25 protein-coding genes and 1 tRNA gene are annotated in these 21,598 nt (G+C 55.0%); 11 read left to right on the forward strand and 15 right to left on the reverse strand.

Features of this window, described 5'->3' with window-relative positions; genetic code table 11:
- Positions 1-179: 179 nt before the first annotated feature.
- Entirely contained in the window at positions 180-797 is a 618-nt protein-coding gene (locus ACJTMZ_RS10865) for a DUF2238 domain-containing protein (RefSeq protein WP_015572442.1), read from the reverse strand.
- Between the two features lie 113 nt (positions 798-910).
- Positions 911-986 (reverse strand) — tRNA-Phe (locus ACJTMZ_RS10870).
- Positions 987-1,155: 169 nt separating this feature from the next.
- Between ACJTMZ_RS10870 and ACJTMZ_RS10875 the strand changes: the two genes are divergently transcribed.
- On the forward strand, positions 1,156-2,001 hold the full coding sequence (locus ACJTMZ_RS10875) for an AraC family transcriptional regulator (RefSeq protein WP_015572443.1): 846 nt from the start codon (positions 1,156-1,158) through the stop codon (positions 1,999-2,001).
- Positions 2,002-2,038: 37 nt separating this feature from the next.
- Positions 2,039-2,629, forward strand: coding sequence for a LysE family translocator (locus ACJTMZ_RS10880; RefSeq protein WP_163293592.1), 591 nt, complete (start codon positions 2,039-2,041; stop codon positions 2,627-2,629).
- Here ACJTMZ_RS10880 and ACJTMZ_RS10885 read toward each other — a convergent pair.
- From ACJTMZ_RS10885 to aspA, 5 genes are all read right to left on the reverse strand, one after another.
- Positions 2,626-3,201, reverse strand: a complete 576-nt coding sequence (locus ACJTMZ_RS10885; RefSeq protein WP_103270155.1) for a transcriptional regulator — start codon at positions 3,199-3,201, stop codon at positions 2,626-2,628. The two genes, ACJTMZ_RS10880 and ACJTMZ_RS10885, sit on opposite strands and share 4 nt — an antisense overlap.
- A 49-nt stretch (positions 3,202-3,250) precedes the next feature.
- A complete protein-coding gene (locus ACJTMZ_RS10890) occupies positions 3,251-4,942 on the reverse strand; it encodes a protein-disulfide reductase DsbD (RefSeq protein WP_103270154.1) in 1,692 nt (563 codons plus the stop codon).
- Positions 4,918-5,241: a divalent cation tolerance protein CutA gene (gene cutA / locus ACJTMZ_RS10895; protein WP_003855908.1), complete on the reverse strand. Its 324-nt coding sequence runs from the start codon at positions 5,239-5,241 to the stop codon at positions 4,918-4,920. Before cutA ends, ACJTMZ_RS10890 begins: the two co-directional genes overlap by 25 nt.
- Positions 5,242-5,354: 113 nt before the next feature.
- On the reverse strand, positions 5,355-6,656 hold the full coding sequence (locus tag ACJTMZ_RS10900; RefSeq protein ID WP_003855921.1) for an anaerobic C4-dicarboxylate transporter: 1,302 nt from the start codon (positions 6,654-6,656) through the stop codon (positions 5,355-5,357).
- 116 nt (positions 6,657-6,772) lie between these two features.
- Positions 6,773-8,209 carry an aspartate ammonia-lyase gene (gene aspA, locus ACJTMZ_RS10905; protein ID WP_015572444.1) on the reverse strand — a complete coding sequence of 479 codons (1,437 nt, stop codon included), beginning with the start codon at positions 8,207-8,209 and terminating at the stop codon, positions 6,773-6,775.
- 335 nt (positions 8,210-8,544) lie between these two features.
- Between aspA and ACJTMZ_RS10910 the strand changes: the two genes are divergently transcribed.
- Positions 8,545-9,009 carry an FxsA family protein gene (locus tag ACJTMZ_RS10910; RefSeq protein WP_003855925.1) on the forward strand — a complete coding sequence of 155 codons (465 nt, stop codon included), beginning with the start codon at positions 8,545-8,547 and terminating at the stop codon, positions 9,007-9,009.
- 23 nt (positions 9,010-9,032) lie between these two features.
- Here ACJTMZ_RS10910 and yjeH read toward each other — a convergent pair whose 3' ends face one another.
- On the reverse strand, positions 9,033-10,280 hold the full coding sequence (gene yjeH, locus ACJTMZ_RS10915; RefSeq protein ID WP_032104117.1) for an L-methionine/branched-chain amino acid transporter: 1,248 nt from the start codon (positions 10,278-10,280) through the stop codon (positions 9,033-9,035).
- 178 nt (positions 10,281-10,458) lie between these two features.
- Here yjeH and ACJTMZ_RS10920 point away from each other — a divergent pair, with 178 nt between their 5' ends.
- Positions 10,459-10,752, forward strand: coding sequence for a co-chaperone GroES (locus ACJTMZ_RS10920; RefSeq protein WP_003855929.1), 294 nt, complete (start codon positions 10,459-10,461; stop codon positions 10,750-10,752).
- 39 nt (positions 10,753-10,791) lie between these two features.
- A complete protein-coding gene (groL, locus tag ACJTMZ_RS10925) occupies positions 10,792-12,438 on the forward strand; it encodes a chaperonin GroEL (RefSeq protein ID WP_015572446.1) in 1,647 nt (548 codons plus the stop codon).
- Between the two features lie 65 nt (positions 12,439-12,503).
- Here groL and iadA read toward each other — a convergent pair whose 3' ends face one another.
- Genes iadA through ACJTMZ_RS10940 form a run of 3 tightly spaced genes read right to left on the reverse strand, consistent with a single transcriptional unit; the run spans position 12,504 to position 14,783 of the window.
- Positions 12,504-13,667: a beta-aspartyl-peptidase gene (gene iadA / locus ACJTMZ_RS10930; RefSeq protein ID WP_252010758.1), complete on the reverse strand. Its 1,164-nt coding sequence runs from the start codon at positions 13,665-13,667 to the stop codon at positions 12,504-12,506.
- Between the two features lie 10 nt (positions 13,668-13,677).
- The gene (locus tag ACJTMZ_RS10935; protein WP_015572448.1) at positions 13,678-14,139 is read right to left on the reverse strand and encodes a YjiG family protein; all 462 of its coding nucleotides are present in this window, start codon (positions 14,137-14,139) and stop codon (positions 13,678-13,680) included.
- Positions 14,136-14,783, reverse strand: a complete 648-nt coding sequence (locus tag ACJTMZ_RS10940; protein ID WP_015572449.1) for a nucleoside recognition domain-containing protein — start codon at positions 14,781-14,783, stop codon at positions 14,136-14,138. The genes ACJTMZ_RS10935 and ACJTMZ_RS10940 overlap by 4 nt, the downstream gene beginning before the upstream one ends.
- Before the next feature lie 233 nt (positions 14,784-15,016).
- On the opposite strand from ACJTMZ_RS10940, the gene ACJTMZ_RS10945 reads away from it, so the two are divergent.
- The gene (locus ACJTMZ_RS10945; RefSeq protein ID WP_003855938.1) at positions 15,017-15,370 is read left to right on the forward strand and encodes a DUF4156 domain-containing protein; all 354 of its coding nucleotides are present in this window, start codon (positions 15,017-15,019) and stop codon (positions 15,368-15,370) included.
- Positions 15,371-15,435: 65 nt separating this feature from the next.
- Here the strand turns inward: ACJTMZ_RS10945 and epmB are convergent, their stop codons facing one another.
- The gene (gene epmB / locus ACJTMZ_RS10950) at positions 15,436-16,464 is read right to left on the reverse strand and encodes an EF-P beta-lysylation protein EpmB (RefSeq protein WP_017383968.1); all 1,029 of its coding nucleotides are present in this window, start codon (positions 16,462-16,464) and stop codon (positions 15,436-15,438) included.
- A 40-nt stretch (positions 16,465-16,504) separates the two neighbouring features.
- Here epmB and efp point away from each other — a divergent pair, with 40 nt between their 5' ends.
- The 3 genes from efp (at position 16,505) to ecnB (ending at position 17,515) form a co-directional block, all read left to right on the forward strand.
- Positions 16,505-17,071, forward strand: coding sequence for an elongation factor P (gene efp / locus ACJTMZ_RS10955; RefSeq protein ID WP_003855940.1), 567 nt, complete (start codon positions 16,505-16,507; stop codon positions 17,069-17,071).
- Positions 17,072-17,128: 57 nt separating this feature from the next.
- Positions 17,129-17,260, forward strand: a complete 132-nt coding sequence (locus ACJTMZ_RS10960) for an entericidin A/B family lipoprotein (RefSeq protein ID WP_015572451.1) — start codon at positions 17,129-17,131, stop codon at positions 17,258-17,260.
- 108 nt (positions 17,261-17,368) lie between these two features.
- Positions 17,369-17,515 (forward strand): lipoprotein toxin entericidin B, encoded by a 147-nt coding sequence (ecnB, locus tag ACJTMZ_RS10965; RefSeq protein WP_003855942.1) that lies wholly within the window; start codon positions 17,369-17,371, stop codon positions 17,513-17,515.
- Between the two features lie 37 nt (positions 17,516-17,552).
- On the opposite strand, the gene ACJTMZ_RS10970 is transcribed toward ecnB, so the two are convergent.
- On the reverse strand, positions 17,553-18,152 hold the full coding sequence (locus ACJTMZ_RS10970) for a LuxR C-terminal-related transcriptional regulator (RefSeq protein ID WP_252010759.1): 600 nt from the start codon (positions 18,150-18,152) through the stop codon (positions 17,553-17,555).
- Between the two features lie 262 nt (positions 18,153-18,414).
- On the opposite strand from ACJTMZ_RS10970, the gene sugE reads away from it, so the two are divergent.
- Entirely contained in the window at positions 18,415-18,732 is a 318-nt protein-coding gene (sugE, locus tag ACJTMZ_RS10975; protein ID WP_015572453.1) for a quaternary ammonium compound efflux SMR transporter SugE, read from the forward strand.
- Here sugE and ACJTMZ_RS10980 read toward each other — a convergent pair.
- Both ACJTMZ_RS10980 and blaACT read right to left on the reverse strand, forming a co-directional pair.
- Positions 18,729-19,259 (reverse strand): lipocalin family protein, encoded by a 531-nt coding sequence (locus ACJTMZ_RS10980; protein ID WP_023295791.1) that lies wholly within the window; start codon positions 19,257-19,259, stop codon positions 18,729-18,731. The two genes, sugE and ACJTMZ_RS10980, sit on opposite strands and share 4 nt — an antisense overlap.
- A gap of 158 nt (positions 19,260-19,417) precedes the next feature.
- Positions 19,418-20,563, reverse strand: a complete 1,146-nt coding sequence (gene blaACT, locus ACJTMZ_RS10985) for an ACT family cephalosporin-hydrolyzing class C beta-lactamase (protein ID WP_252010760.1) — start codon at positions 20,561-20,563, stop codon at positions 19,418-19,420.
- A gap of 132 nt (positions 20,564-20,695) precedes the next feature.
- Between blaACT and ampR the strand changes: the two genes are divergently transcribed.
- Entirely contained in the window at positions 20,696-21,571 is an 876-nt protein-coding gene (gene ampR / locus ACJTMZ_RS10990) for a LysR family transcriptional regulator AmpR (RefSeq protein WP_023302952.1), read from the forward strand.
- Positions 21,572-21,598: the final 27 nt, after the last annotated feature.

The raw sequence follows: 21,598 nt of genomic DNA on the forward strand, positions 1-21,598 counted from the left end.
CTCAGAAGTGAAACGCCGTAGCGCCGATGGTAGTGTGGGGTCTCCCCATGTGAGAGTAGGGAACTGCCAGGCATCAAACAAGTGAAGAGGCCATCCGGAAGGATGGCCTTTTTGCGTTTGTTTGTTGAAAAACGGCAGGCCGGGTAAGGCGAAGCCGTCACCCGGCAACTCAGAGCGTACTATCCCTGACAAACATTCAAACGAAGCAATTGCCGCTGATGGAAACGCCCAAGGATCAGCACCGTCGTTAACGCACCAAGCAGCGCGCAAAACATATCTGACTGGGTATCCCATGGATCGCCCTGCGTCCCCAGAAAATCATCCGCACCCTGTCCCATTGCCAAAGCTGCCCACCACTCAATGAGTTCATAGGTGGCGCTAATGGCCAGAGCAACACAGCACACCAGAAATCCCGTCATCTTATGTCCACGAACATACCCACCGCGCAGCAGAATTTCTCGCGCTGCCAGTGCGGGAACCAGCCCCTGGAAGAAGTGACCGAGCTTGTCATACGGATTTCGGCTAAGCCCGAGCATCTCCTGAACCTCAAAACCAACCGGAACCTTTGCATAGGTGTACATACCACCAACCATCAGAATGATGGCGTGGAAGAAAATCAAGGTATAGAGAAGGGGAGTCAGGGGGTATCGCCGGTGCGTGGCAAGCAGAAGTGGGATGATGATAATGACGGGCGTCACCTCCATCAGCCAGGTGATGCGATCGCTCGTGAACAGGCCGGTATAAAACAGGATCAACAGCAGGAGCAGTGACCCGACTTTTAAAGCAGATAAGGTCATATCATTTTCATTGTCAGGGGAAAAAATCACTATTACCTGACAGAAGGGAAAATTCAATGCGTAGCGGATACAGAAAAGCAAAAACCCAGCCGTAGGCTGGGTTCTTTAAATAGTGGTGCCCGGACTCGGAATCGAACCAAGGACACGGGGATTTTCAATCCCCTGCTCTACCGACTGAGCTATCCGGGCAACGGAGCGCATTAAACCGCAATCGCGCGCGATCGTCAACATTATTTCGGGAAAAGCTGTTCAACTGCTTAAGTTTGCGGCAATCTGTCCGTTTGTGCCCTGGAATTGCACAAATCTTCCAGACAGTTCAGGCAAGATGTGACAATGCTGACGGTAAGAGGAGGGCAGTATGGCAAACGACTGGCTTGAGCTGCGTCAGCATGCAGAAACAGGTATTGAGACAATTAAGGCGCATTTCGAAGGACATGCCTTTGATCCCCACTGGCATGATAGCTATCTGGTCGGAATAACCCTTTCCGGAACCCAGCAGTTCCACTGTCGCCGTGAACGCCACCGTAGCCAGCCGGGCGATGCTTTTTTACTTGAGCCCGGGGAGATCCATGACGGTGATGCGCCGATAGAGGGGGGCTTTACTTATCTGACCTTTTATCTGGATGAACACTGGCTCACCCGTACGCTTCAAGGGCTGTACGACTCTACTCCCGGGAGCTACACCCTCCACTTTGCCCAAACGCTGACGCGAGAGCCTCAGTTGGTGCGCGCTATCGGTGATACATTTGCCTCGTTGCATAACGATGAAATGAAGATCGTCCAACAGAGCACAATGGATAACCTGCTCTCTCAGATCACTGCCCACTGCCACTGGCGTAAGAAACTCCCGTTGCAGTTACAAAGCTCCGCCGTGGCGCATCGTGCCCGCGACTATCTCTATGCGCATATCGGCGAGAACGTGGGGCTGTCAGACCTTGCCCGTGAGACGGGTACGGACCGCTTTACGCTCACCCGCTGTTTTAAGCGCGAATTTCACCTGGCACCGCACGCCTGGCTTATCCAGCTGCGCCTGGCAAAGGCCCGACAGATGCTGGCGTGTGGGGAACTGCCTGTTGATGTTGCGACGGCAGTGGGTTTTGCCGATCAAAGCCATCTTGGTCGCTGGTTCCAGCGGGCATACCGTATTTCTCCGGCACACTACCGTCGGTTGTGCACAAACCTTCCAGACGTTTCCAGAAAATAACGTCACATTCGTGGCTCTAATAAAAAAGGAGTCACCTGTGAATTTATTACCCTTCCTGCTGTTCGCATTTGTCGCCTCGATTACACCGGGGCCAACCAATATTCTGGTACTGGCTAACAGTCAGCACTTTGGCGTAAAAAATACGGTTCCTGCGATCCTGGGCGGGTGTATTGCCGCCAGCGCTATTGTTCTGGTTTCAGGCGCAGGGGCAGGAGAAGTATTACGCCAGTATCCGCTGATACGTCAGGTAATGAGCTGGGCGGGCGTGCTGTGGCTTTCCTGGATGAGCTGGCAGCTGTTTAGCGCCCCGGCCGCGAATCTCTCCTCCAGACGCCATGTCCGCTTTACCGCGCGGGCGGCGGCGTTATTACAGGTTGTAAACCCAAAAACGTGGATGATGGCGCTGGCAGTTGTCAGCCTGTTTGCTCCGGCAAGCGACCATGCATTTCGGGATATTGCGCTGATGGCGCTATGGTTTCTGGCGATCTCCGTGGTCTGTTTGTTGTGCTGGGCGTGGCTGGGGAAGGCGGTGAACCGGATTTTCCGCACCACCGTGGCAATGGTGCGATTTCAGCGCGCGATGGCGCTGTGTTTGTTTATTTCCGCCTGGACGGGAATGCTGGCTTAGGTCAGAGCACCACCCATACGACACTGCGCGAACCGCAAAATATCTTCCGCCAGACGGTGCGCCGTATCCACATCCGCCTGGCTACGGTTCACCAGCATGCGGCTCAGGCAACCTTCCAGCACCAGCTCCATCTGCTTCGCGACCATTGCCGGATCATCCACTTCAAGTGTGGTCAGCAGCTCGTGTGTGAACTCGTGCGCGGCACGTTTTTGCTGATCTGCCAGTTGATGGATGGGGTGTCCGGGATCCGGATAGTAGGTGCAGGCGGCGATAAACAGACAGCCTGGGTAACGGTTGTTGGTTACACACTCCGTCAGTGCGGTATAGCGCGCCAGCAGCTTTTGCTCGGTGGTCAGCTCTTCATTCAGCATCAGCTGCCTGCGCCAGATATCCACCTGCTGGCTGAGATAGCGCAGGGCATCATACAGCAGCGCCTCTTTATCCGGCCAGAAGCGCTTAAGTTCATCCAGAGGGTAATCGATACGGTCGGCGACCAACTCAAGCGTGGTGCTGGCGATCCCTTGAATCTCAAGCAATTGCAGGGCTTGTCCCAGTACGTCTTCGCGTTGCACGGTTATCTCCTCCGCTATTCCCAACGGTTTGTCCCGTCTAAAGTGTTGTTTACGGTTGGCGATTGCGCAAATGCGCGTTGAATGCCGTCGCGTCCATAAACCCGGTTACACGCTGCGTCAGCTGTTCTTCCCCCTGTTCATTGAAGAACAGGATGGTAGGCAGCCCGAGCACATTAAGTTGCTTCAGTAGAGCCTTATCCTGCACGCTGTTGGCGGTAACGTTCGCCTGGAGCAGAACGGTATCGCTCAGCGCATGTTGTACCTGCGGATCGCTGAAGGTGTATTTTTCAAACTCTTTGCAGGCCACGCACCAGTCGGCGTAGAGATCGAGCATGACCGGTTTGCCTTTCGCCTGCGCCAGGGCGCGGTTAAGGTCATCCACGTTCTTAATCTGTATAAAATTCAGATGAGCCTGCGTTTGACCTGCCGGGGTGTCAAACGCCCAGTCCTGTAGTGGACGGACGCTCACCAGCGCGGCCGCCAGCAGAAGGATCTGTAGCAGGCGCATCCACGGTTTCTTCGCCCCCAGACTCACGATAAACGCCCAACTGAAGAAGGCCACGCCGAGCATCGCCCACAGACGTGTACCCCACACATCACCAATGATGCGCTCCAGCAGGAATACCGGTAGCGCCAGAATGACAAAACCAAACGCGGTTTTCACCGTCTCCATCCACGGTCCGCTCTTCGGCAGCAGACGATTGCCAAACACCGTCACCAGGATCAGCGGCAGGCCCATGCCGAGCGCGTAGAGGTACAGCGTGCCGCCGCCGAGCCACAGGTTGCCGCTCTGAGCAATGTATAACAGGATGGCGCTCAACGGCGCGGTGGTGCAGGGGGAGCAAATCAGCCCGGCGATGGCACCCATGGCGAACACGCCGCCCGCAGAGCCACCCTGCTGACGGTTGCTCATTAGCGTCAGACGGGTTTGCAGGGAAGAGGGCAGTTGCAGGGTGAACAGGCCAAACATCGACAGCGCCAGCAGAATAAACACCGCTGACAGACCGATAAGCACATAAGGGTGCTGAAGGGCGGCCTGGAACTGCAATCCGGCAGCAGCGACCACGAGGCCGAGCGCCGTATAGGTTAACGCCATGCCCTGCACATAGATAAAGGCCAGCAACAGCGCGCGGGTAGTGGAAAGGCGTTGTTTACCGCCCAGCACGATGCCAGAGATAAGCGGGTACATGGGCAGTACGCAGGGCGTAAAGGCGATGCCGATACCAATCAATAACGCCCAAAGCGCTGAGAACGGAAGGTCTGAAGCGGCTTTGCCTTCACCCCTCTCCCCTGAGGGGAGAGGGGAGGCCGCCGCTTTCACTTCGCTAAGCGGAACGACCTTTGTTTCAGGGGGATAGCAGAAGCCCGCATCGGCGCAGCCCTGATACGTCACCGTCAGGGTAGCGCCTTTATCCGCCTGATTCACCGTGACGGGCACGCTTAAGCGCTGACGATAAATTTCACTCTTACCGTAGAACTCGTCCTCGTGCCACTCGCCAGCGGGCATCTGCAATGCGCCGACGTTCGCCTTTGCCGGCGTGATGCTGACCTGCTTGCGATAGAGGTAGTAACCCTCTTTCACCTGCCAGGTGAGACTGAGATCGTGCTGGTTTTGCTGAAAGTCGAAAACGAACGCCTGGTCGGCAGGAATAAAGTTCGAACGGCCGGGTGCGTCAAACAATCCGGCAAAAGCTGACGTGCTGCACAGCAGCAGGATCAGCGTAATGAAGCGTTGAGCCATGAGAGATAATCGTTATCGCCGTGGACCACTGGCAGAACCAGCAGCTCCGGGGTTTGGTATGGATGATGAGACTTGAGGCAGTCGAGGAGCGCCTGCTGGTTTGTCAGGTTGGTTTTGAGCAACATCTGGACTTCGTACTCTTGCTCCAGCTTACCTTCCCAGTAATAAAGGGAGGTGGCGCCGGGAAGAAGTGTGACACAGGCAGCCAGTTTTTCGGCCAACACTTTGGCGGCCAGATCCTGGGCAGAAGCTTCATCAGGGGCGGTGCACAGTACAACAACAGCATCAGGCGTGTTCACAAGTCGACCTCCTCATCACGAAAGTCTTCACTATATCACGCAAGGCGGTTGGTCATTAATGAAACGGGCCGCAGAGCGGCCCGATTTTAACTATTTTTACAACGGCTAATCGTTTACAGCACAATGCCGCCGATGATAAAGCCGAGGATCACGCAGAGCGTAATCGCCACCACGCCCGGGATCAGGAACGCGTGGTTAAACACGTATTTACCAATACGGGTTGAGCCGGTGTCATCCATCTCAACCGCGGCCAGCAGGGTTGGGTAGGTGGGCAGAACGAACAGGGCGGAAACCGCTGCAAAAGAGGCAATCGCCGTCAGCGGCGTCACGCCCAGCATTAGTGCCGCAGGCATCAGCGCTTTGGTGGTCGCAGCCTGGGAGTACAGCAACGTCGCGGCAAAGAACAGCACTACCGCCAGCAGCCACGGATAGTTGTGCAGCAGGTCGCCTGCAACGGTCTGGATATCGCTGATGTGCGCTTTCACAAAGGTATCACCGAGCCACGCCACGCCCAGCACGCACACGCAGGCGCTCATGCCGGATTTGAAGGTGCTGGCGTTCAGCACTTCGCTGGTGTCGATTTTACAGGTGATGCTGATCAGCGTCGCGATGGTCAGCATAAATACCACAATGGCTTCGTTACGCGGCAGAACCGGGTTCTGGATCAGACCTACCGTATCGCTGATGGCGGTCGCGTAGAACATCACGGCGACGATACCAATCAGGAACAGCAGCACGGAGCGTTTTGCATGCGGCTTCAGCTCGAAGACCTGGCTACCGCGCAGGCTCACTTCACCTTTTGCCAGACGCTCCTGGTAAACCGGATCGTCTTTCAGCTCGGCACCGAGGAAGTTACACAGTACGGCAGTGATCATTACCGCGATCAGCGTGACCGGAATACAGATTGCCAGCAGCGTCAGGTAACTTACGCCCATCGGCTCAAGGATACCCGCGAAGAAGACCACCGCCGCGGAAATAGGCGAGGCGGTAATCGCAATCTGGGAGGCGACCACGGCAATAGAAAGAGGGCGAGACGGGCGAATACCCTGCTCTTTCGCCACTTCGGTGATTACCGGCAGCGTGGAGAAAGCGGTATGGCCGGTACCGGCGAGAATGGTCATAAACCAGGTCACCAGTGGGGCAAGGAAGGTGATGTATTTCGGATGGCGACGCAGCATTCGCTCCGCCAGGCTCACCAGGTAGTCCATACCGCCTGCGACCTGCATAGCCGCGATAGCAGCAATAACCGCCATGATGATTTCGATAACGTCAAAAGGGATTGCGCCGGGTTTAATCTGAAAGATCAGGGTAAGTACAAGCACCCCGAGACCGCCGGCAAAACCGATGCCGATACCCCCGAGTCGTGCGCCCAAATAAATCGCCAACAGGACGATGACGAGTTCTGCTCCAAACATAAAGACCTGCCTTGCTCATTAACAAGTTGATATTGAATTGTTGTGTTTTGGTAACGCCCATAAAGAAAAAAGGCACGTCACAAGTGACGTGCCTTTCGGAAGCTTAGCCTGAACGGTTACTGTTCGCTTTCATCGGTATATCGTTTCGCTTTATATGCCGGGTGCATCAGGTTCTGGGCGGAGAAGATATCGTCCAGTTCGGCTTCGGTCAACAATCCTCGCTCGAGAACCACCTCACGCACGCTCTTACCGGTTTCGGCACAAATCTTCCCGACGATATCGCCGTTGTGGTGGCCGATGAACGGGTTGAGGTAGGTGACGATGCCGATGGAGTTATAGACGTAGCCTTCACACACTTCTTTATTCGCGGTGATGCCGTTGATGCATTTTTCCAGCAGGTTGTAGCAGGCGTTGGTCAGAATATGGATAGATTCAAACATCGCCTGGCCAATCACCGGCTCCATCACGTTCAACTGGAGCTGACCGGCTTCGGATGCCATGGTGACGGTCGTATCGTTACCAATAACCTTGAAGCAAACCTGGTTCACCACCTCTGGCACCACCGGGTTCACTTTAGCTGGCATGATGGATGAACCCGCCTGCAACTCTGGCAGGTTGATTTCATTCAGGCCAGCGCGCGGACCGGAGGAGAGCAGGCGCAGGTCGTTACAGATTTTGGACAGTTTCACCGCCAGACGTTTCAGTGCGCTGTGCACCATCACGTAGGCGCCGCAGTCTGAGGTAGCTTCAATCAGGTCTTCCGCAGGCACAACCGGCAAGTTGGACACTTCAGCCAGCTTCTGTACCGCCAGCTGCTGATAGCCATCTGGCGTGTTCAGGCGTGTACCGATGGCGGTTGCGCCCAGGTTCACTTCCAGCAGCAGTTCGGACGTGCGCAGCAGGTTTTTGGTCTCTTCATTCAGCAGCACGTTAAACGCGTGGAATTCCTGTCCGAGGGTCATTGGCACCGCGTCCTGCAACTGGGTACGGCCCATTTTCAGGATGTCCTGGAACTCAACGGCTTTACGCTGGAAGCCATCGCCCAGCTGATTAATCGCGTCGACCAGTTTGACGATAGAGGCATACACCGCGATGCGGAAGCCGGTTGGGTAGGCGTCGTTGGTGGACTGACATTTGTTAACGTGGTCGTTCGGGTTCAGGTACTGGTATTCACCTTTCTGATGACCCATCAGCTCCAGGCCGATGTTTGCCAGCACTTCGTTGGTGTTCATGTTGACGGAGGTGCCCGCGCCGCCCTGATAGACGTCGACCGGGAACTGATCCATGCATTTGCCGTTGTTCAGCACCTCATCGCACGCGGCGATAATCGCATTTGCAGCGCTTTTAGGAATGGTTTGCAGCTCTTTGTTCGCCAGAGCCGCGGCTTTTTTTACCATCACCATGCCACGCACAAATTCAGGGATGTCGCTGATTTTGCTGTTGCTGATGTAGAAGTTTTCAATCGCTCTCAGAGTGTGAACACCATAGTAGGCATCCGCTGGAACTTCCCTGGTACCCAACAAATCTTCTTCGATACGAATGTTGTTTAACATGTGAACCTTCTTTTCAAGCTGCCGATGGATTGTACTAAACACACAGTATATATGTGGTTTTGAATATTTTATGACCGACGATTATTCCCTCAATCGGCCAGATGTTCGAGATCATATGCTGATGATAGCGAATTGCCGTAAGCTGGATCACTTATTATCGACCCGATTTCATGATAATTATTAATCTGTGAAATATGTCACCGCTTTAATATTTCCAGAAAAAATATCCGTGCAAACCGATTGAATTTTGGCTAACCGTCACCATTTCTTATCTACGCGCTTCGCGAACACATTCAGTCAGGGGCCTGAAGGCACCTGCCACACAGGAGATGCCAGTGCGCTGGATACCATTTATTGCTTTCTTTCTTTATGTTTACATTGAGATTTCGATTTTCATCCAGGTTGCCCATGTGCTGGGCGTCCTGCTGACGCTGATTCTGGTGATCTTCACCTCCGTCATCGGCATGTCGCTGGTGCGCAATCAGGGTTTCAAAAATTTCCTGTTAATGCAGCAGAAGATGGCCGCAGGCGAAAGCCCGGCCGCCGAGATGATCAAAAGCGTGTCGCTGATTATTGCTGGTTTGCTGCTGATCCTGCCTGGTTTCTTCACCGACTTCCTCGGCCTGCTGTTGCTGTTGCCGCCGGTGCAGAAGCATCTGACCATGAAGCTGCTGCCGCACCTGCGTTTCAGCCGTATGCCAGGCGGTGGTTTCAGCACCGGCCCGGGGGATACCTTTGAAGGGGAATATCAGCGTAAGGATGAGCAGCGCGACCGGTTAGATCATAAAGACGATCGGTGAGTTTGTGGCCCGGTGGCGCTCGCTCACCGGGCCTGCGGCTTTTGCCGCTTCGGTAAAAACACCCACAGCCCCGCCAGCATGACGATGGCGTACACACTCTTCCATCCCACCATCGCCAGCAGCATCAGGCACAGGACACACCCGACAGCCGCCAGCGCCTTAAAGCGTCCTTTCAGTAGCCGACAGCCCGCCAGCATGCACAGCAGGTAGATCATGATGAAAATACCGTTGGCGTAGACAATCAGCGCGTCAAGGTTGATGTCGAGGAGATAAATGGCCAGGGAACTCACCACGCAGCAGCCCAGTACGCTATTCAGCGCATTCACCGGAAGCTGACGCTTTGACAGGCGTGAGAGGGGGCTATCCGGTTTATAAAGTGCCTGAGACCACACCAGCCGGGCGAAGCTCTGAATATAGATGTTGAGGCTGGCAAAGCAGGCGAGATAGCCAATCACGCAGGCTACCCACAGGGCCTTAACGCCAAACAGCTGCACCACGATGCCCGGCAGCGACGCGGCGGCGGCTTTCTCTTCACCGAACGCATTGAAGTGCAGCACCAGTACGGTACAGGCCCAGTACACGGTACCCGCCAGCAGCAGGCCAATCATCAGGGCGCGGGGGAAATCACGCTCGGGCTGTTTAAACTCGGATGCCAGATGAGCGAACGCCTCCAGACCGACGAAACACCAGAACATGACGGATAGTGCAGCGAAAAGCTGTGCGTGGTCGATGTCGTTAATCGCGGGGAAAGGAATATCCGCCACCGTAATGTCACCCGCAAACCAGATGGCGACGATCAGCGCGACAATTAACACGGCGACCAGCGTTTGCAGATTGGCGCTGGAACTGGCCCCGCGTGAGCCAACCCACCAGACAATGGCCAGCGTACCGAGTTCAGCCAGCAGCAGTTGTTCATCGTGCCAGCCAAACAGCGCCTGTCCGAAGCCGGTTGCGATATGCAGGGCTGCCGGAAGGCCAACGGGTATCACCGACAAAAATAGCCAGCCGGTGACGCGCTCCATCCGCGGCCCAAACGCCATGCCGACAAAATGCGCTACGCCGCCTGCGCTCGGGAAGTGCCGCCCGAGTATGGCAAAGACAATCGCCACCGGAAACACCAGCACGATCAGCACCGGCCATGCCCAAAGACTGTTATTGCCGGCAACCAATGCCGCCAGCGCGGGAACCGCAAATACCCCCGTGCCTAATAAAGACGTTGAGAGTAAGCCAATGCCCTGCGCCAGCCCCAACTCCTGCCTGAGTCCACTCATTTACCTCGTCCCGCGACCATCAAAAGAGAGTGGATGGTAACACTTTCGCAAATTTTTTTTCGATTACCCCTTGAAGGGGTAAAAAGCTATCCCCATCTCTCAGGGCACTAGCCGGAAAACCGCATGCGGACCGGCGTCATCCATAACTGATAATGACTTTCTCAAAGGAGAGCTATCAATGAGTATTCGTCCGTTACATGATCGTGTGATCGTCAAACGTAAAGAAGTTGAAACCAAGTCTGCTGGCGGCATCGTTCTGACCGGTTCAGCAGCAGCAAAATCAACGCGTGGCGAAATCATCGCTGTCGGTAAGGGCCGCATCCTGGAAAACGGAACTGTGCAGCCACTGGACGTTAAAGTTGGTGACATCGTCATTTTCAACGATGGCTACGGCGTGAAATCCGAGAAGATCGACAATGAAGAAGTGTTGATCATGTCCGAGAGCGACATTCTGGCAATTGTTGAAGCGTAATTAACGCACGAAACTGTACGAATTTGAGGAAATAAGAACATGGCAGCTAAAGACGTAAAATTCGGTAACGACGCTCGTGTAAAAATGCTCCGCGGCGTAAACGTACTGGCAGACGCAGTGAAAGTCACTCTGGGCCCGAAAGGCCGTAACGTAGTGCTGGACAAATCCTTCGGCGCGCCAACCATCACCAAAGATGGTGTTTCTGTTGCACGTGAAATCGAGCTGGAAGACAAGTTCGAAAACATGGGCGCACAGATGGTGAAAGAAGTTGCCTCTAAAGCGAACGACGCTGCCGGTGACGGCACCACCACCGCGACCGTACTGGCGCAGGCGATCATCACCGAAGGCCTGAAAGCCGTTGCTGCGGGCATGAACCCAATGGATCTGAAACGTGGTATCGACAAAGCTGTCGCCTCTGCTGTTGAAGAACTGAAAGCGCTGTCCGTACCGTGCTCTGACTCTAAAGCCATTGCTCAGGTTGGTACTATCTCCGCTAACTCCGACGAAACCGTAGGTAAACTGATCGCTGAAGCGATGGATAAAGTCGGTAAAGAAGGCGTGATCACCGTTGAAGACGGTACTGGTCTGGAAGACGAACTGGACGTGGTTGAAGGTATGCAGTTCGATCGCGGTTACCTGTCTCCATACTTCATCAACAAGCCAGAAACTGGCGCTGTTGAGCTGGAAAGCCCGTTCATCCTGCTGGCTGACAAGAAAATCTCCAACATCCGCGAAATGCTGCCAGTGCTGGAAGCCGTTGCGAAAGCAGGCAAGCCGCTGGTAATCATTGCTGAAGACGTTGAAGGCGAAGCGCTGGCGACTCTGGTGGTTAACACCATGCGTGGCATCGTGAAAGTGGCAGCGGTTAAAGCACCTGGCTTCGGCGATCGTCGTAAAGCGATGCTTCAGGATATCGCTACCCTGACTGGCGGTACCGTGATCTCCGAAGAGATCGGTATGGAGCTGGAAAAAGCGACCCTGGAAGACCTGGGCCAGGCGAAACGCGTTGTGATCAACAAAGACACCACCACCATCATCGACGGTGTGGGTGAAGAAGCTGCTATTCAGGGCCGTGTTGGTCAGATCCGTAAGCAGATCGAAGAAGCAACTTCCGATTACGACCGTGAAAAACTCCAGGAGCGCGTAGCGAAACTGGCAGGCGGCGTAGCGGTAATCAAAGTCGGTGCGGCTACCGAAGTTGAAATGAAAGAGAAGAAAGCACGCGTTGACGATGCCCTGCACGCGACCCGTGCTGCGGTAGAAGAAGGCGTGGTTGCTGGTGGTGGTGTCGCGCTGGTGCGTGTAGCCGCTAAACTGGCTGGCCTGACTGCTCAGAACGAAGACCAGAACGTGGGTATCAAAGTTGCGCTGCGCGCGATGGAAGCTCCTCTGCGTCAGATCGTGTCCAACGCCGGTGAAGAGCCGTCTGTGGTTGCGAACAACGTGAAAGCGGGTGAAGGTAACTACGGTTACAACGCGGCAACTGAAGAATACGGCAACATGATCGACTTCGGTATCCTGGATCCAACTAAAGTGACCCGTTCTGCACTGCAATACGCGGCATCTGTAGCTGGTCTGATGATCACGACCGAGTGCATGGTGACCGACCTGCCTAAAGGCGACGCGCCTGACTTAGGTGCTGCTGGTGGTATGGGTGGCATGGGTGGCATGGGCGGCATGATGTAATCATGTTGTTCTGAACCTCTCAGAACGAACCCCGGGCAGCAATGCCCGGGGTTTTTTATTGTCTTCTACTCAAACGTGCCTTTCACGCACACAACGCCTCCACTCACCATCTGGCGGCCTTTCGCCCAGACCTCACGGATCTTAAGATCATCGGTCAGCACAAGGACGTCGGCATCGCATCCGGGCGCGATCCGCCCTTTATGCTCCAGGCCGAGAAACTCCGCCACGTTACGCGTAAACGGCAGAAGCGCCTCCTCCAGCGGCAGGTGATACCGGCCGACCAGCTGCTGTAGCGTCTCAAGCAGGGATTCAAATCCCGCCACGCCAATGCCAACAAGATTACCATTTGCGTCAAAATTCGGCTGGCTGCCGTTGCCATCCGAGCTGAGCGTGAGCCGGTTAAACGGCACCTGTGCTTCACGGGCCGTCGCGATAGCGGTGGCGGCATCAACAGGCTCGCTGATGCTGGTGGTGATGTCGATGTACCCCCCTTCGCGGGCATAGTCCAGTGCGGCGTGGAACAGTGCCTGGGCGCGGTTGACGTGAGTTGGCAGCAGCTTCGTGCGGGGCACGTCGGCGTTATTCAGGATGTTAAGCAGCGGCTCCAGCAGTTTCGGGCTGTTGCCGAGGTGAAACACGGATATCCCCGCTTTGGCGCCCAGCAGCCCGCCGACGCGTGACTGGGCGGCCATATTCGCGAGCTGGTCATCTGCCGGAGCGGAAGAGCGATGGTCGGAAATCGCGCATTTCACGCCAATGATTTTATCAATCAGCGCCACATCCTTTTCGATACTGCCGGTAATCGTCGGAGAAGGCAGGCCATACGCGCCTGTCAGCATCCACGTGCTGATCCCTTCATGCTCTAGCGCCCGCGTTTTCGCCAGCAGCGACTCGGGATGGCGGGTCACGCCGTCGGTGCCCAGCAGGCCAACAACGGAGGTGATGCCAGCCGCCACCAGCGCAGACAATCGCACCTCTGGCGTCCGGGTGTGGGGACCGGCTTCACCGCCGCCGCCAATCAGGTGTACATGCTGATCGATAAACCCCGGACAAACCACCGCTCCGACGAGATCGCTTTCAGGACAGTCTGGCCTCGTTGTGGCGTGGCCCGCTTTTTCGACTGCGACGATTTTTCCTCCGGCAATCAGCAGATCGCAATGCCCAAGATCCTCGGGAGCGTAAAGCTGCGCATTGCGGAAAAGGTGCGGTTCCAGCACTGAAAAATCCATTTTTATCTCCTCAGAAGAGTAGCTGCATCACCCACATTGAGAGCAGGGCGTTAATGACGCAGATAGTGATGATGTGCGGATAATACTTCGGGTTGACGCCTGCGGTGCCAAGGCAACGGCCCGTGTTTTGCACCGGATTACCCATCAGATAGATGGCGGGCAGCAGGATGGTGGCATCGTGACCGTTGAGCGTGCCGGCAGCGACCAGACTGGCGCAGACCCCCACACCGCCGCCCATGCTCATTACCGAGGCCAGAAGAACCGTTGCCGCCGCACCCGGAAGCCCCCACAGGGCCATGATGGGCTCGCATACCCTGCCGACAATATCCAGCAGGCCGGTTACCTTGAGCGCCTGAATGATGACAAACGCCATGACCACGTTCGGCAGCAGGCTGGTGGTGGCGATGGTAAAGCCGCGGCGGGCGCCATCGATAAACAGGTCCATGATATTTTTACGCGGCTGGGCGATCATCTTTCCTCCTGAACGCGGCGAACTTCCATGTGGGCGATCCACAGTCGCAGGAAGTTCGCGCCAACAAATTTGAACACCAGAATGACGGCAAGCGGCGTGATCACTGGGACGGTAATAAAGGTAAAGAGTGCGGCACCAGAAGAAAAATAGTTGGTAATAATGGCGCTACCGCTGGTCTGGAAGGTGGCGAAAATGGCGCGTTCATGGTCAGTAATCGCCCCTTCGTCAGTCAACTCTTTGGTCATCCCTGCGGCTGCATCGGTATTTTGCAGGTTGGCGATAAGCGCCAGAGAGCAGATGCCCGGCACGCCGAGCAGCGGACGCAGAATGGGCGTCATGAGCTGTTGTGCGGCGCGCAGCCCGCCCAGCCCCTCGGTAACGGCAATGATCCCGAGCGATAAAATGACCGAGGGCGCCAGTTCAAGGGCAAATAAAAAACCGTCTTTCGCTCCTGTGCCGCCCTCACCGCGAAACGTCAGCGCGCCGTTCACCGGTCCAAAGCTGCCGTTCAGCACGGTAAAATCCAGCACGCGCCACCATTCGGTACTTTTGGCGAAAAAACCTGAGAAAAATACGATGGTGAGCACGAACGCCAGATAGCCCACCCAGGTTACTTTTTCCTCTCCTGAGGATGATGCACTCATGAAACCCCCTTTTTTGAGTCGCGTACAAAAGTTGTACGTCGCATCACTAAAAACGATCGGGGGCTAAAACACGATATCCCAAAGGTTATTATCAGAATTCATTTAAGATGTCGGAGGAGTGCGAGCGGAATCTGGCTCGCAGAAATGCTCAGCATTTTTCTTTTGGTCATCTTTTTAGTATAAGGTTTACACGCGGACAACTACTGTCCAGCTTATTGAAAACGAGGAATAACATGCGCATAAAAGTCTGTGCAGGGATTGTAGGTGCAGCATTGCTGCTGGCGGGTTGTAGCACCAGCAATGAGCTGACGGCAGCGGGCCAGAGCGTTCGCTTTGTGGAAGATAAGCCGGGCAGCGAATGCCAGCTGTTAGGCACCGCCACTGGCGAGCAAAGCAACTGGATGTCGGGGCAGCACGGCGAAGAGGGCGGCTCTATGCGCGGTGCGGCCAATGCCCTGCGTAATCAGGCTGCGGCAATGGGCGGCAATGTGATTTACGGGGTGAGCAGCCCGACGCAGGGGATGCTGTCCAGCTTTGTGCCAACCGCCAGCCAGATGAACGGCCAGGTCTATAAGTGCCCGAACTGATATAACTTTTTGATGGCGCTGCCGCTTTATCTCCAGGGCAGGTAAGCGTAGCGCCACCTGACTTTTTACTGCTGCCGCAGCTGCAAATCCAGCGGCGTCTTACTCGGCTCTCCGCCAATCTCACGTGCCAGCTTCGGCACCATATAACCCGAAACCAGCGTTAACAGCTCGCGCATAATCTTCCGGGCCTCTTCATCTGTCACCATGAAGTGCGCCGCGCCCTGGACGCGATCCAGAACATGCAGGTAATAGGGCATTACGCCCGCATCAAATAAGGCATTGCTGAGATCGGCCAGCACGCGGGCGCTGTCGTTCACGCCGCGCAGTAATACGCTCTGGTTGAGCAGCGTCACGCCTGCCTTTCGCATACGCGCCATCGCCGCACGAAAGTCCGCGTCAATTTCATTCGCGTGGTTGATATGGTTCACCAGCAGCACCTGCAAACGGGACTGCTCCAGGCGCGTGACCAGGGTGTCGGTAATACGCGCCGGGATGACGATCGGTAAACGGCTGTGAATGCGCAGACGCTTAATGTGCGGGATGGTCTCAAGCTGAGTCAGCAGCCAGTCCAGCTCATGATCTTTTGCCATCAGCGGGTCGCCGCCGGAAAAGATGATTTCATCCAGCTCCGGGTGCGCCGTGATGTACTCCAGCGCCACCTGCCAGTTGCGCTTATTGCCCTGGTTTTCGGCGTACGGGAAGTGGCGACGGAAGCAATAGCGGCAATTTACCGCGCAACCGCCCTTAACCAGCAGCAGGGCACGATTGCGGTATTTATGCAGCAAACCCGGGACGACACTGTTCTGCTCTTCCAGCGGATCGGTGCTGTATCCGGGAGCGGTAATAAACTCATCCTGAGAAGTAAGCGTTTGTTTTAATAACGGATCATCAGGGTTACCCTTTTCCATTCGGGCAACAAACGCGCGGGGAACGCGCAGGGCGAAAAGGCGCTTCGCCTCACGACCTGCACGCAACGCTTCGTGCTGTTCGAGGTCTAAAAGACGCAGCAATTCATCAGGACTGGTGATTACATCGGCAAGTTGCGATAACCAATCTTCTCTGGACGGGGTGTTTAGGGTTACAATATGCGCCATTTTGTGGCTTAGCTACCAGTTAACAAATTTAGAGGGCCTTATGGCAACGTACTATAGCAACGATTTTCGTGCTGGTCTTAAAATCATGATGGACGGCGAACCGTACGCGGTTGAAGCCAGCGAATTCGTTAAACCAGGTAAAGGCCAGGCATTCGCACGCGTTAAGCTGCGCCGCCTGCTGACCGGTACCCGTGTTGAGAAAACCTTCAAATCTACTGACTCCGCTGAAGGCGCTGATGTTGTCGATATGAACCTGACTTACCTGTACAACGACGGTGAGTTCTGGCACTTCATGAACAACGAAACCTTCGAGCAGCTGTCTGCGGACGCGAAAGCGATTGGCGACAACGCCAAGTGGCTGCTGGATCAGGCTGAGTGCATCGTTACTCTGTGGAACGGTCAGCCTATCGCGGTTACGCCTCCGAACTTCGTTGAGCTGGAAATCGTTGAAACCGATCCAGGTCTGAAAGGTGATACCGCAGGTACTGGCGGCAAGCCTGCCACCCTGTCTACCGGCGCGGTGGTTAAAGTGCCACTGTTCGTACAGATCGGTGAAGTGATCAAAGTGGATACCCGCTCCGGCGAATATGTATCCCGCGTGAAGTAATTTACGTCATGATTAAAGGCGCAGCGCCCGCTGCGCCTGATTTTGCAGGCAGGGAAGATGAAACGTACCGTTAAAATTCTGCTTCTGTTAGCGTTCTCAAGCGCAATTCTCTCCGGTTGCAACACCGCGCGTGGCGTGGGCGAAGATATTCAGGATCTCGGCCATATCATTTCCCATGCGGCCAGCTAATTCCGTCTAATTTTCCTAAAAATTCTTCCTTTTCCGTCAAACGACAAGATCTTGTCTATTCTTAAGTTGCTATACACAAAATAACTTTGGCTATAAAAGGAAGATATTATGGTTAAGAAAACAATTGCAGCGATCTTTTCTGTTCTGGTGCTTTCTTCGGTACTGACTGCATGTAACACCACCCGTGGCGTAGGGGAAGATATCTCCGACGGTGGTAACGCGATTTCTGGCGCAGCAACTAAAGCTCAGAACTAATGAAAGCGACGGTACGGCAGCTAACTTCACCGTACCGTCAATTCTCCACTTCCTGTAGCGATAAAAACGGGGAGTAACGCGTGTCCATATGAAGCTTCATGCGGATATTGCGTTTGTACGTATACACCGTTTTTCCGTTAATGCGCAGATTGCTGGCAATTTTCTGGTTGCTCGCACCATCCATCCACAGGGTCAATACTCTCTCTTCCTGACGCGTCAGTAACGGTGCCGCCATTTCCGGAAGCTCCGCGCTTGCGCATGTCGTTAGCGCGTCGTTTATCACCGCCGCCAGCCCTTCCAGATCGGTATTTTTGGAGAGTGAAGACCATATCGGGAACTGCGCAAGATAATCTGTCATCTCCTGCTCCTGCCCCGATTGCAGCATAATAAAAGGCAATGTTTCGCTGGCAATAAGCAGGGAAGATAGCTGCTGAAAATGGTGTAAATCCTGCCGGAAGCCCGATAAATCAGCGATGACCAGCGCAGGTTTCCATTGCTGGATATGCTCTCTGGCGAGGAAAAGATTATTTACCCCGGTTACGACGAAATGACCCGAAAACAGGTCTGAATGATTGAGCCAGGCTTCAAATCCCGTGCGGGTGAAGTGACAACGGTCAATCAAAAGAATTTTGAACATATAATTTTCGCAGTCGGCTAGTGGTTTGGCTTCCTGCCATCAGAAAGCCTATCATCATAGAGAAGTCGGATGAGTCATAAATGCCTGAACTCCGTGCCTTACTGAGGCTATTTCTTGCCTTAACGTGTTCAGCAGAAAAAGTTTGAAAAAAAATTCCATGCTAACCAAAATATAAGGCGCAACCTCAGCCTTGCGGGACGACCCGTAAGCGCTTCATTCATCGGGGACGGCCCCAACTTGTCGTTAAGTTAAGGAGCCTGATATGTCCTGGATCGTTCTTGTTATTGCCGGTTTGCTCGAAGTGGTATGGGCAATTGGCCTGAAATATACCCACGGTTTTACCCGCCTGACGCCCAGCGTCATCACTATCGCCGCAATGATTGTCAGTATCGTTATGCTGTCATGGGCGATGCGAACCTTGCCAGTCGGAACGGCTTACGCTGTCTGGACTGGAATTGGCGCGGTAGGAGCTGCCATTACCGGCATTCTGCTGCTGGGGGAGTCTGCGAGTCTGGCGCGTATCGCCAGCCTCGCGTTAATCGTCGCGGGTATCATCGGGTTAAAACTCAGTACGCACTAATGCAGCTGTTTTACCCAGATTAATTTCGTCACGTCAAACCCTTGCCGGGTCGCTATGTCCAGCATCTGCTGTTTCATTTCCGTCGAGATCGTTGGCGTGCGGGAGAGGAGCCATAGATAGTTGCGATCCGGCCCACACACCAGCGCATGGCGGTACTCTCTGTCCAGCGCAATGACGTTATACCCGCCGTAGAATGGGCCGATGAAAGAGACTTTCATGGCCGCGCGGTTAGACGCGCCGGTGAAATAGGCCTGACCAACTGACTGCTGCCACATCTGGCGATCCGGGTTATAACCGCGGTTAATGACCCGGATCCCGCCGTCATCCATCGCGCTGTAGCTGACCGTGACTTTTTCTAAGCCCCGTTCGAACTGATGGTCCATTCGGGCGATTTCATACCAGGTGCCGAGGAAGCGCTGTGCGTCGAAATTACTGACTACCGTGACGCCAGGCGGAGGAGTAGGGGAACTGCAAGCAACCACTAAAAACGCGGCTGTTACTGCGGCAATAACAGGCAGAATGCGCATAGGAGTTTCCTTACTGTTTTTTGTTAAGTGTAGATGACAGCAAGGAAAATGCGGGAGATTGTGCAGGGTGTTTTGCCGGGTGGCGGCTTCGCCTTACCCGGCCTACAAAGTTCACGTATTGTGTAGGCCGGGTAAGCGCAGCGCCACCCGGCAATGTTTTACTGTAGCGCCTCGAGGATATGGTATGCCGCCTCAACGCGTGCCGGGTTCGGATAGCTTGTATTCGCGAGCATCACAATACCGATCTGCTTTTCAGGAATAAAGGCCACGTAGCTGCCAAACCCGCCAGTAGAGCCCGTTTTATGGACCCAGGACGCTTTGACCGGGGGAGCCGGTGGATTCACTTCTGCCACGGGCAACGGCGCCAGCGCTACCTTACTGTCGCTGCCCTCGACCACCGTGTTGGCCTCCACGGGCCAGTTGAGCATCTCCCAGCCCAGACCCTGATACATTGACCCGATACGCCAGTAGCGCGACTGCGCCAGCGCGATGCCCTGCTTAAGTGAGGCATCAGCAACGTTCTCCGGCGCCATGTTTGCCATGACCCAGTTCGCCATATCCTGCACGTTGGTTTTCACGCCATAGGCTTGTGCATCCAGCATACCCGGCGAAACGCGCACCGCTTTACCGTCACGATAGCCCCAGGCGTAATGCGCCTCTTCCGCTTTCGGCACGTTAATCCAGGTATGGTCCAGCTTGAGCGGCTTAAGGACCCGCGTCGTCATGGCCTGCTCATAGGGCATGCCAGAAGGTTTGACCGCCAGCGCACCAAAAAGACCGATGCTGGCGTTGGCGTAAAGACGCGTTGTGCCAGGCTTCCACTGCGGCTGCCAGTGTTGATAAAAGCGCAGCAGGGAGGCGTTATCCGTGACCTCATCCGGTACCTGTAGCGGCAGGCCGCCAGCGGTGTAGGTGGCGAGATCCAGCATACGAATACCCTGCCACTGCTTGCCCGTCAGCTGTGGCCAGTATCTGGTCACCGGATCGTCCAGCGAAATTTCACCGCGAGCAATGGCATCCCCACCTAAAACGCCGGTGAAGGTTTTACTTATAGAACCCAGCTCGAACAGGGTCTGAGGCGTAACGGGTTTATTCGCCGCGATATCGGCCTTGCCAAACGTGTAATAGTGCGGTTTTCCCTGATAAATAACGGCCACCGCCATGCCTGGAACAGACTGGGCTTTCATCAGCGGGGTAACCGTATTCGCGACCACCTCCGCCAGCTGTTTTTCTGACACTGGCGTGGCGAGAGCAGAGCAAGAGATGCCGAGCAGCAGGGCGCAGCAAAGGGATTTTTTCATCATCAGTAATCTTCCGTAATAGCGAGTCAAGGGGATGTCCGGGCCCGTCAGACAGGCGTAGTCTGTTGGATTTGACTGTGCCTGACAAACGGTTAAATTTAGCATTAGCTGTTAATTTTTCTAACGGAAGCGACCATGACGCGAAGCTATCTACCCCTCAATTCGCTTCGGGCTTTTGAGGCTGCCGCAAGACATCTCAGTTTTACGCATGCGGCCATTGAACTGAACGTGACGCATTCGGCTATTAGCCAGCATGTGAAAACGCTGGAGCAGCACCTGAACTGTCAGCTGTTCATTCGCGTGTCGCGCGGGCTGATGTTGACTACCGAGGGCGAAAATTTACTGCCGGTGCTGAATGATTCGTTCGATCGTATAGCCGGAATGCTGGATCGCTTCGCTAACCATCGTGCGCAGGAGAAGCTGAAAATCGGCGTGGTGGGTACGTTTGCCACCGGGGTCTTATTCTCGCAGCTGGAGGATTTTCGCCGTGGCTATCCGCATATCGATCTTCAGCTTTCCACCCATAACAACCGCGTTGATCCGGCTGCTGAAGGGCTTGACTATACGATCCGCTACGGTGGCGGGGCGTGGCACGGTACCGAGGCTGAATTTCTTTGTCATGCGCCGCTCGCGCCGCTGTGTACGCCCGATATCGCCGCCAGTCTGCACAGTCCGGCCGACATCCTCAGGTTTACGCTGCTGCGCTCCTACCGACGCGACGAGTGGACCGCGTGGATGCAGGCGGCCGGCGAGCATCCCCCTTCGCCAACGCACCGCGTGATGGTATTTGATTCGTCCGTGACCATGCTGGAGGCCGCTCAGGCAGGGGTGGGTATTGCTATTGCGCCTGTCGATATGTTTACCCATCTGTTAGCCAGCGAGCGCATTGTGCAGCCCTTTGCGACGCAGATTGAGCTCGGCAGTTACTGGCTGACCCGATTGCAGTCCAGGGCAGAAACGCCAGCCATGCGCGAATTTTCCCGGTGGCTGGTGGAGAAGATGAAAAAGTAAAAAGCCCGCCGGATGGCGGGCCTGTTC

The sequence above is a fragment of the Enterobacter sp. DN genome (assembly GCF_046054285.1).
GTDB lineage: Bacteria > Pseudomonadota > Gammaproteobacteria > Enterobacterales > Enterobacteriaceae > Enterobacter > Enterobacter hormaechei_C.

What these genes read in the sequence shown, in the direction of transcription:
- sugE (WP_015572453.1), top strand. Translation starts at nt 18,415, where the DNA reads ATGTCCTGGATCGTTCTTGTTATTGCCGGTTTGCTCGAAGTGGTATGG.
- ACJTMZ_RS10920 (WP_003855929.1), top strand. Translation starts at nt 10,459, where the DNA reads ATGAGTATTCGTCCGTTACATGATCGTGTGATCGTCAAACGTAAAGAA.
- ampR (WP_023302952.1), top strand. Translation starts at nt 20,696, where the DNA reads ATGACGCGAAGCTATCTACCCCTCAATTCGCTTCGGGCTTTTGAGGCT.
- ACJTMZ_RS10890 (WP_103270154.1), bottom strand. Translation starts at nt 4,942, where the DNA reads ATGGCTCAACGCTTCATTACGCTGATCCTGCTGCTGTGCAGCACGTCA.
- ACJTMZ_RS10980 (WP_023295791.1), bottom strand. Translation starts at nt 19,259, where the DNA reads ATGCGCATTCTGCCTGTTATTGCCGCAGTAACAGCCGCGTTTTTAGTG.
- ACJTMZ_RS10875 (WP_015572443.1), top strand. Translation starts at nt 1,156, where the DNA reads ATGGCAAACGACTGGCTTGAGCTGCGTCAGCATGCAGAAACAGGTATT.
- ACJTMZ_RS10960 (WP_015572451.1), top strand. Translation starts at nt 17,129, where the DNA reads ATGAAACGTACCGTTAAAATTCTGCTTCTGTTAGCGTTCTCAAGCGCA.
- ACJTMZ_RS10945 (WP_003855938.1), top strand. Translation starts at nt 15,017, where the DNA reads ATGCGCATAAAAGTCTGTGCAGGGATTGTAGGTGCAGCATTGCTGCTG.
- ACJTMZ_RS10970 (WP_252010759.1), bottom strand. Translation starts at nt 18,152, where the DNA reads ATGTTCAAAATTCTTTTGATTGACCGTTGTCACTTCACCCGCACGGGA.
- aspA (WP_015572444.1), bottom strand. Translation starts at nt 8,209, where the DNA reads ATGTTAAACAACATTCGTATCGAAGAAGATTTGTTGGGTACCAGGGAA.
- blaACT (WP_252010760.1), bottom strand. Translation starts at nt 20,563, where the DNA reads ATGATGAAAAAATCCCTTTGCTGCGCCCTGCTGCTCGGCATCTCTTGC.
- iadA (WP_252010758.1), bottom strand. Translation starts at nt 13,667, where the DNA reads ATGGATTTTTCAGTGCTGGAACCGCACCTTTTCCGCAATGCGCAGCTT.
- ACJTMZ_RS10900 (WP_003855921.1), bottom strand. Translation starts at nt 6,656, where the DNA reads ATGTTTGGAGCAGAACTCGTCATCGTCCTGTTGGCGATTTATTTGGGC.
- epmB (WP_017383968.1), bottom strand. Translation starts at nt 16,464, where the DNA reads ATGGCGCATATTGTAACCCTAAACACCCCGTCCAGAGAAGATTGGTTA.
- ACJTMZ_RS10865 (WP_015572442.1), bottom strand. Translation starts at nt 797, where the DNA reads ATGACCTTATCTGCTTTAAAAGTCGGGTCACTGCTCCTGCTGTTGATC.
- yjeH (WP_032104117.1), bottom strand. Translation starts at nt 10,280, where the DNA reads ATGAGTGGACTCAGGCAGGAGTTGGGGCTGGCGCAGGGCATTGGCTTA.
- groL (WP_015572446.1), top strand. Translation starts at nt 10,792, where the DNA reads ATGGCAGCTAAAGACGTAAAATTCGGTAACGACGCTCGTGTAAAAATG.
- ACJTMZ_RS10940 (WP_015572449.1), bottom strand. Translation starts at nt 14,783, where the DNA reads ATGAGTGCATCATCCTCAGGAGAGGAAAAAGTAACCTGGGTGGGCTAT.
- ecnB (WP_003855942.1), top strand. Translation starts at nt 17,369, where the DNA reads ATGGTTAAGAAAACAATTGCAGCGATCTTTTCTGTTCTGGTGCTTTCT.
- efp (WP_003855940.1), top strand. Translation starts at nt 16,505, where the DNA reads ATGGCAACGTACTATAGCAACGATTTTCGTGCTGGTCTTAAAATCATG.
- ACJTMZ_RS10935 (WP_015572448.1), bottom strand. Translation starts at nt 14,139, where the DNA reads ATGATCGCCCAGCCGCGTAAAAATATCATGGACCTGTTTATCGATGGC.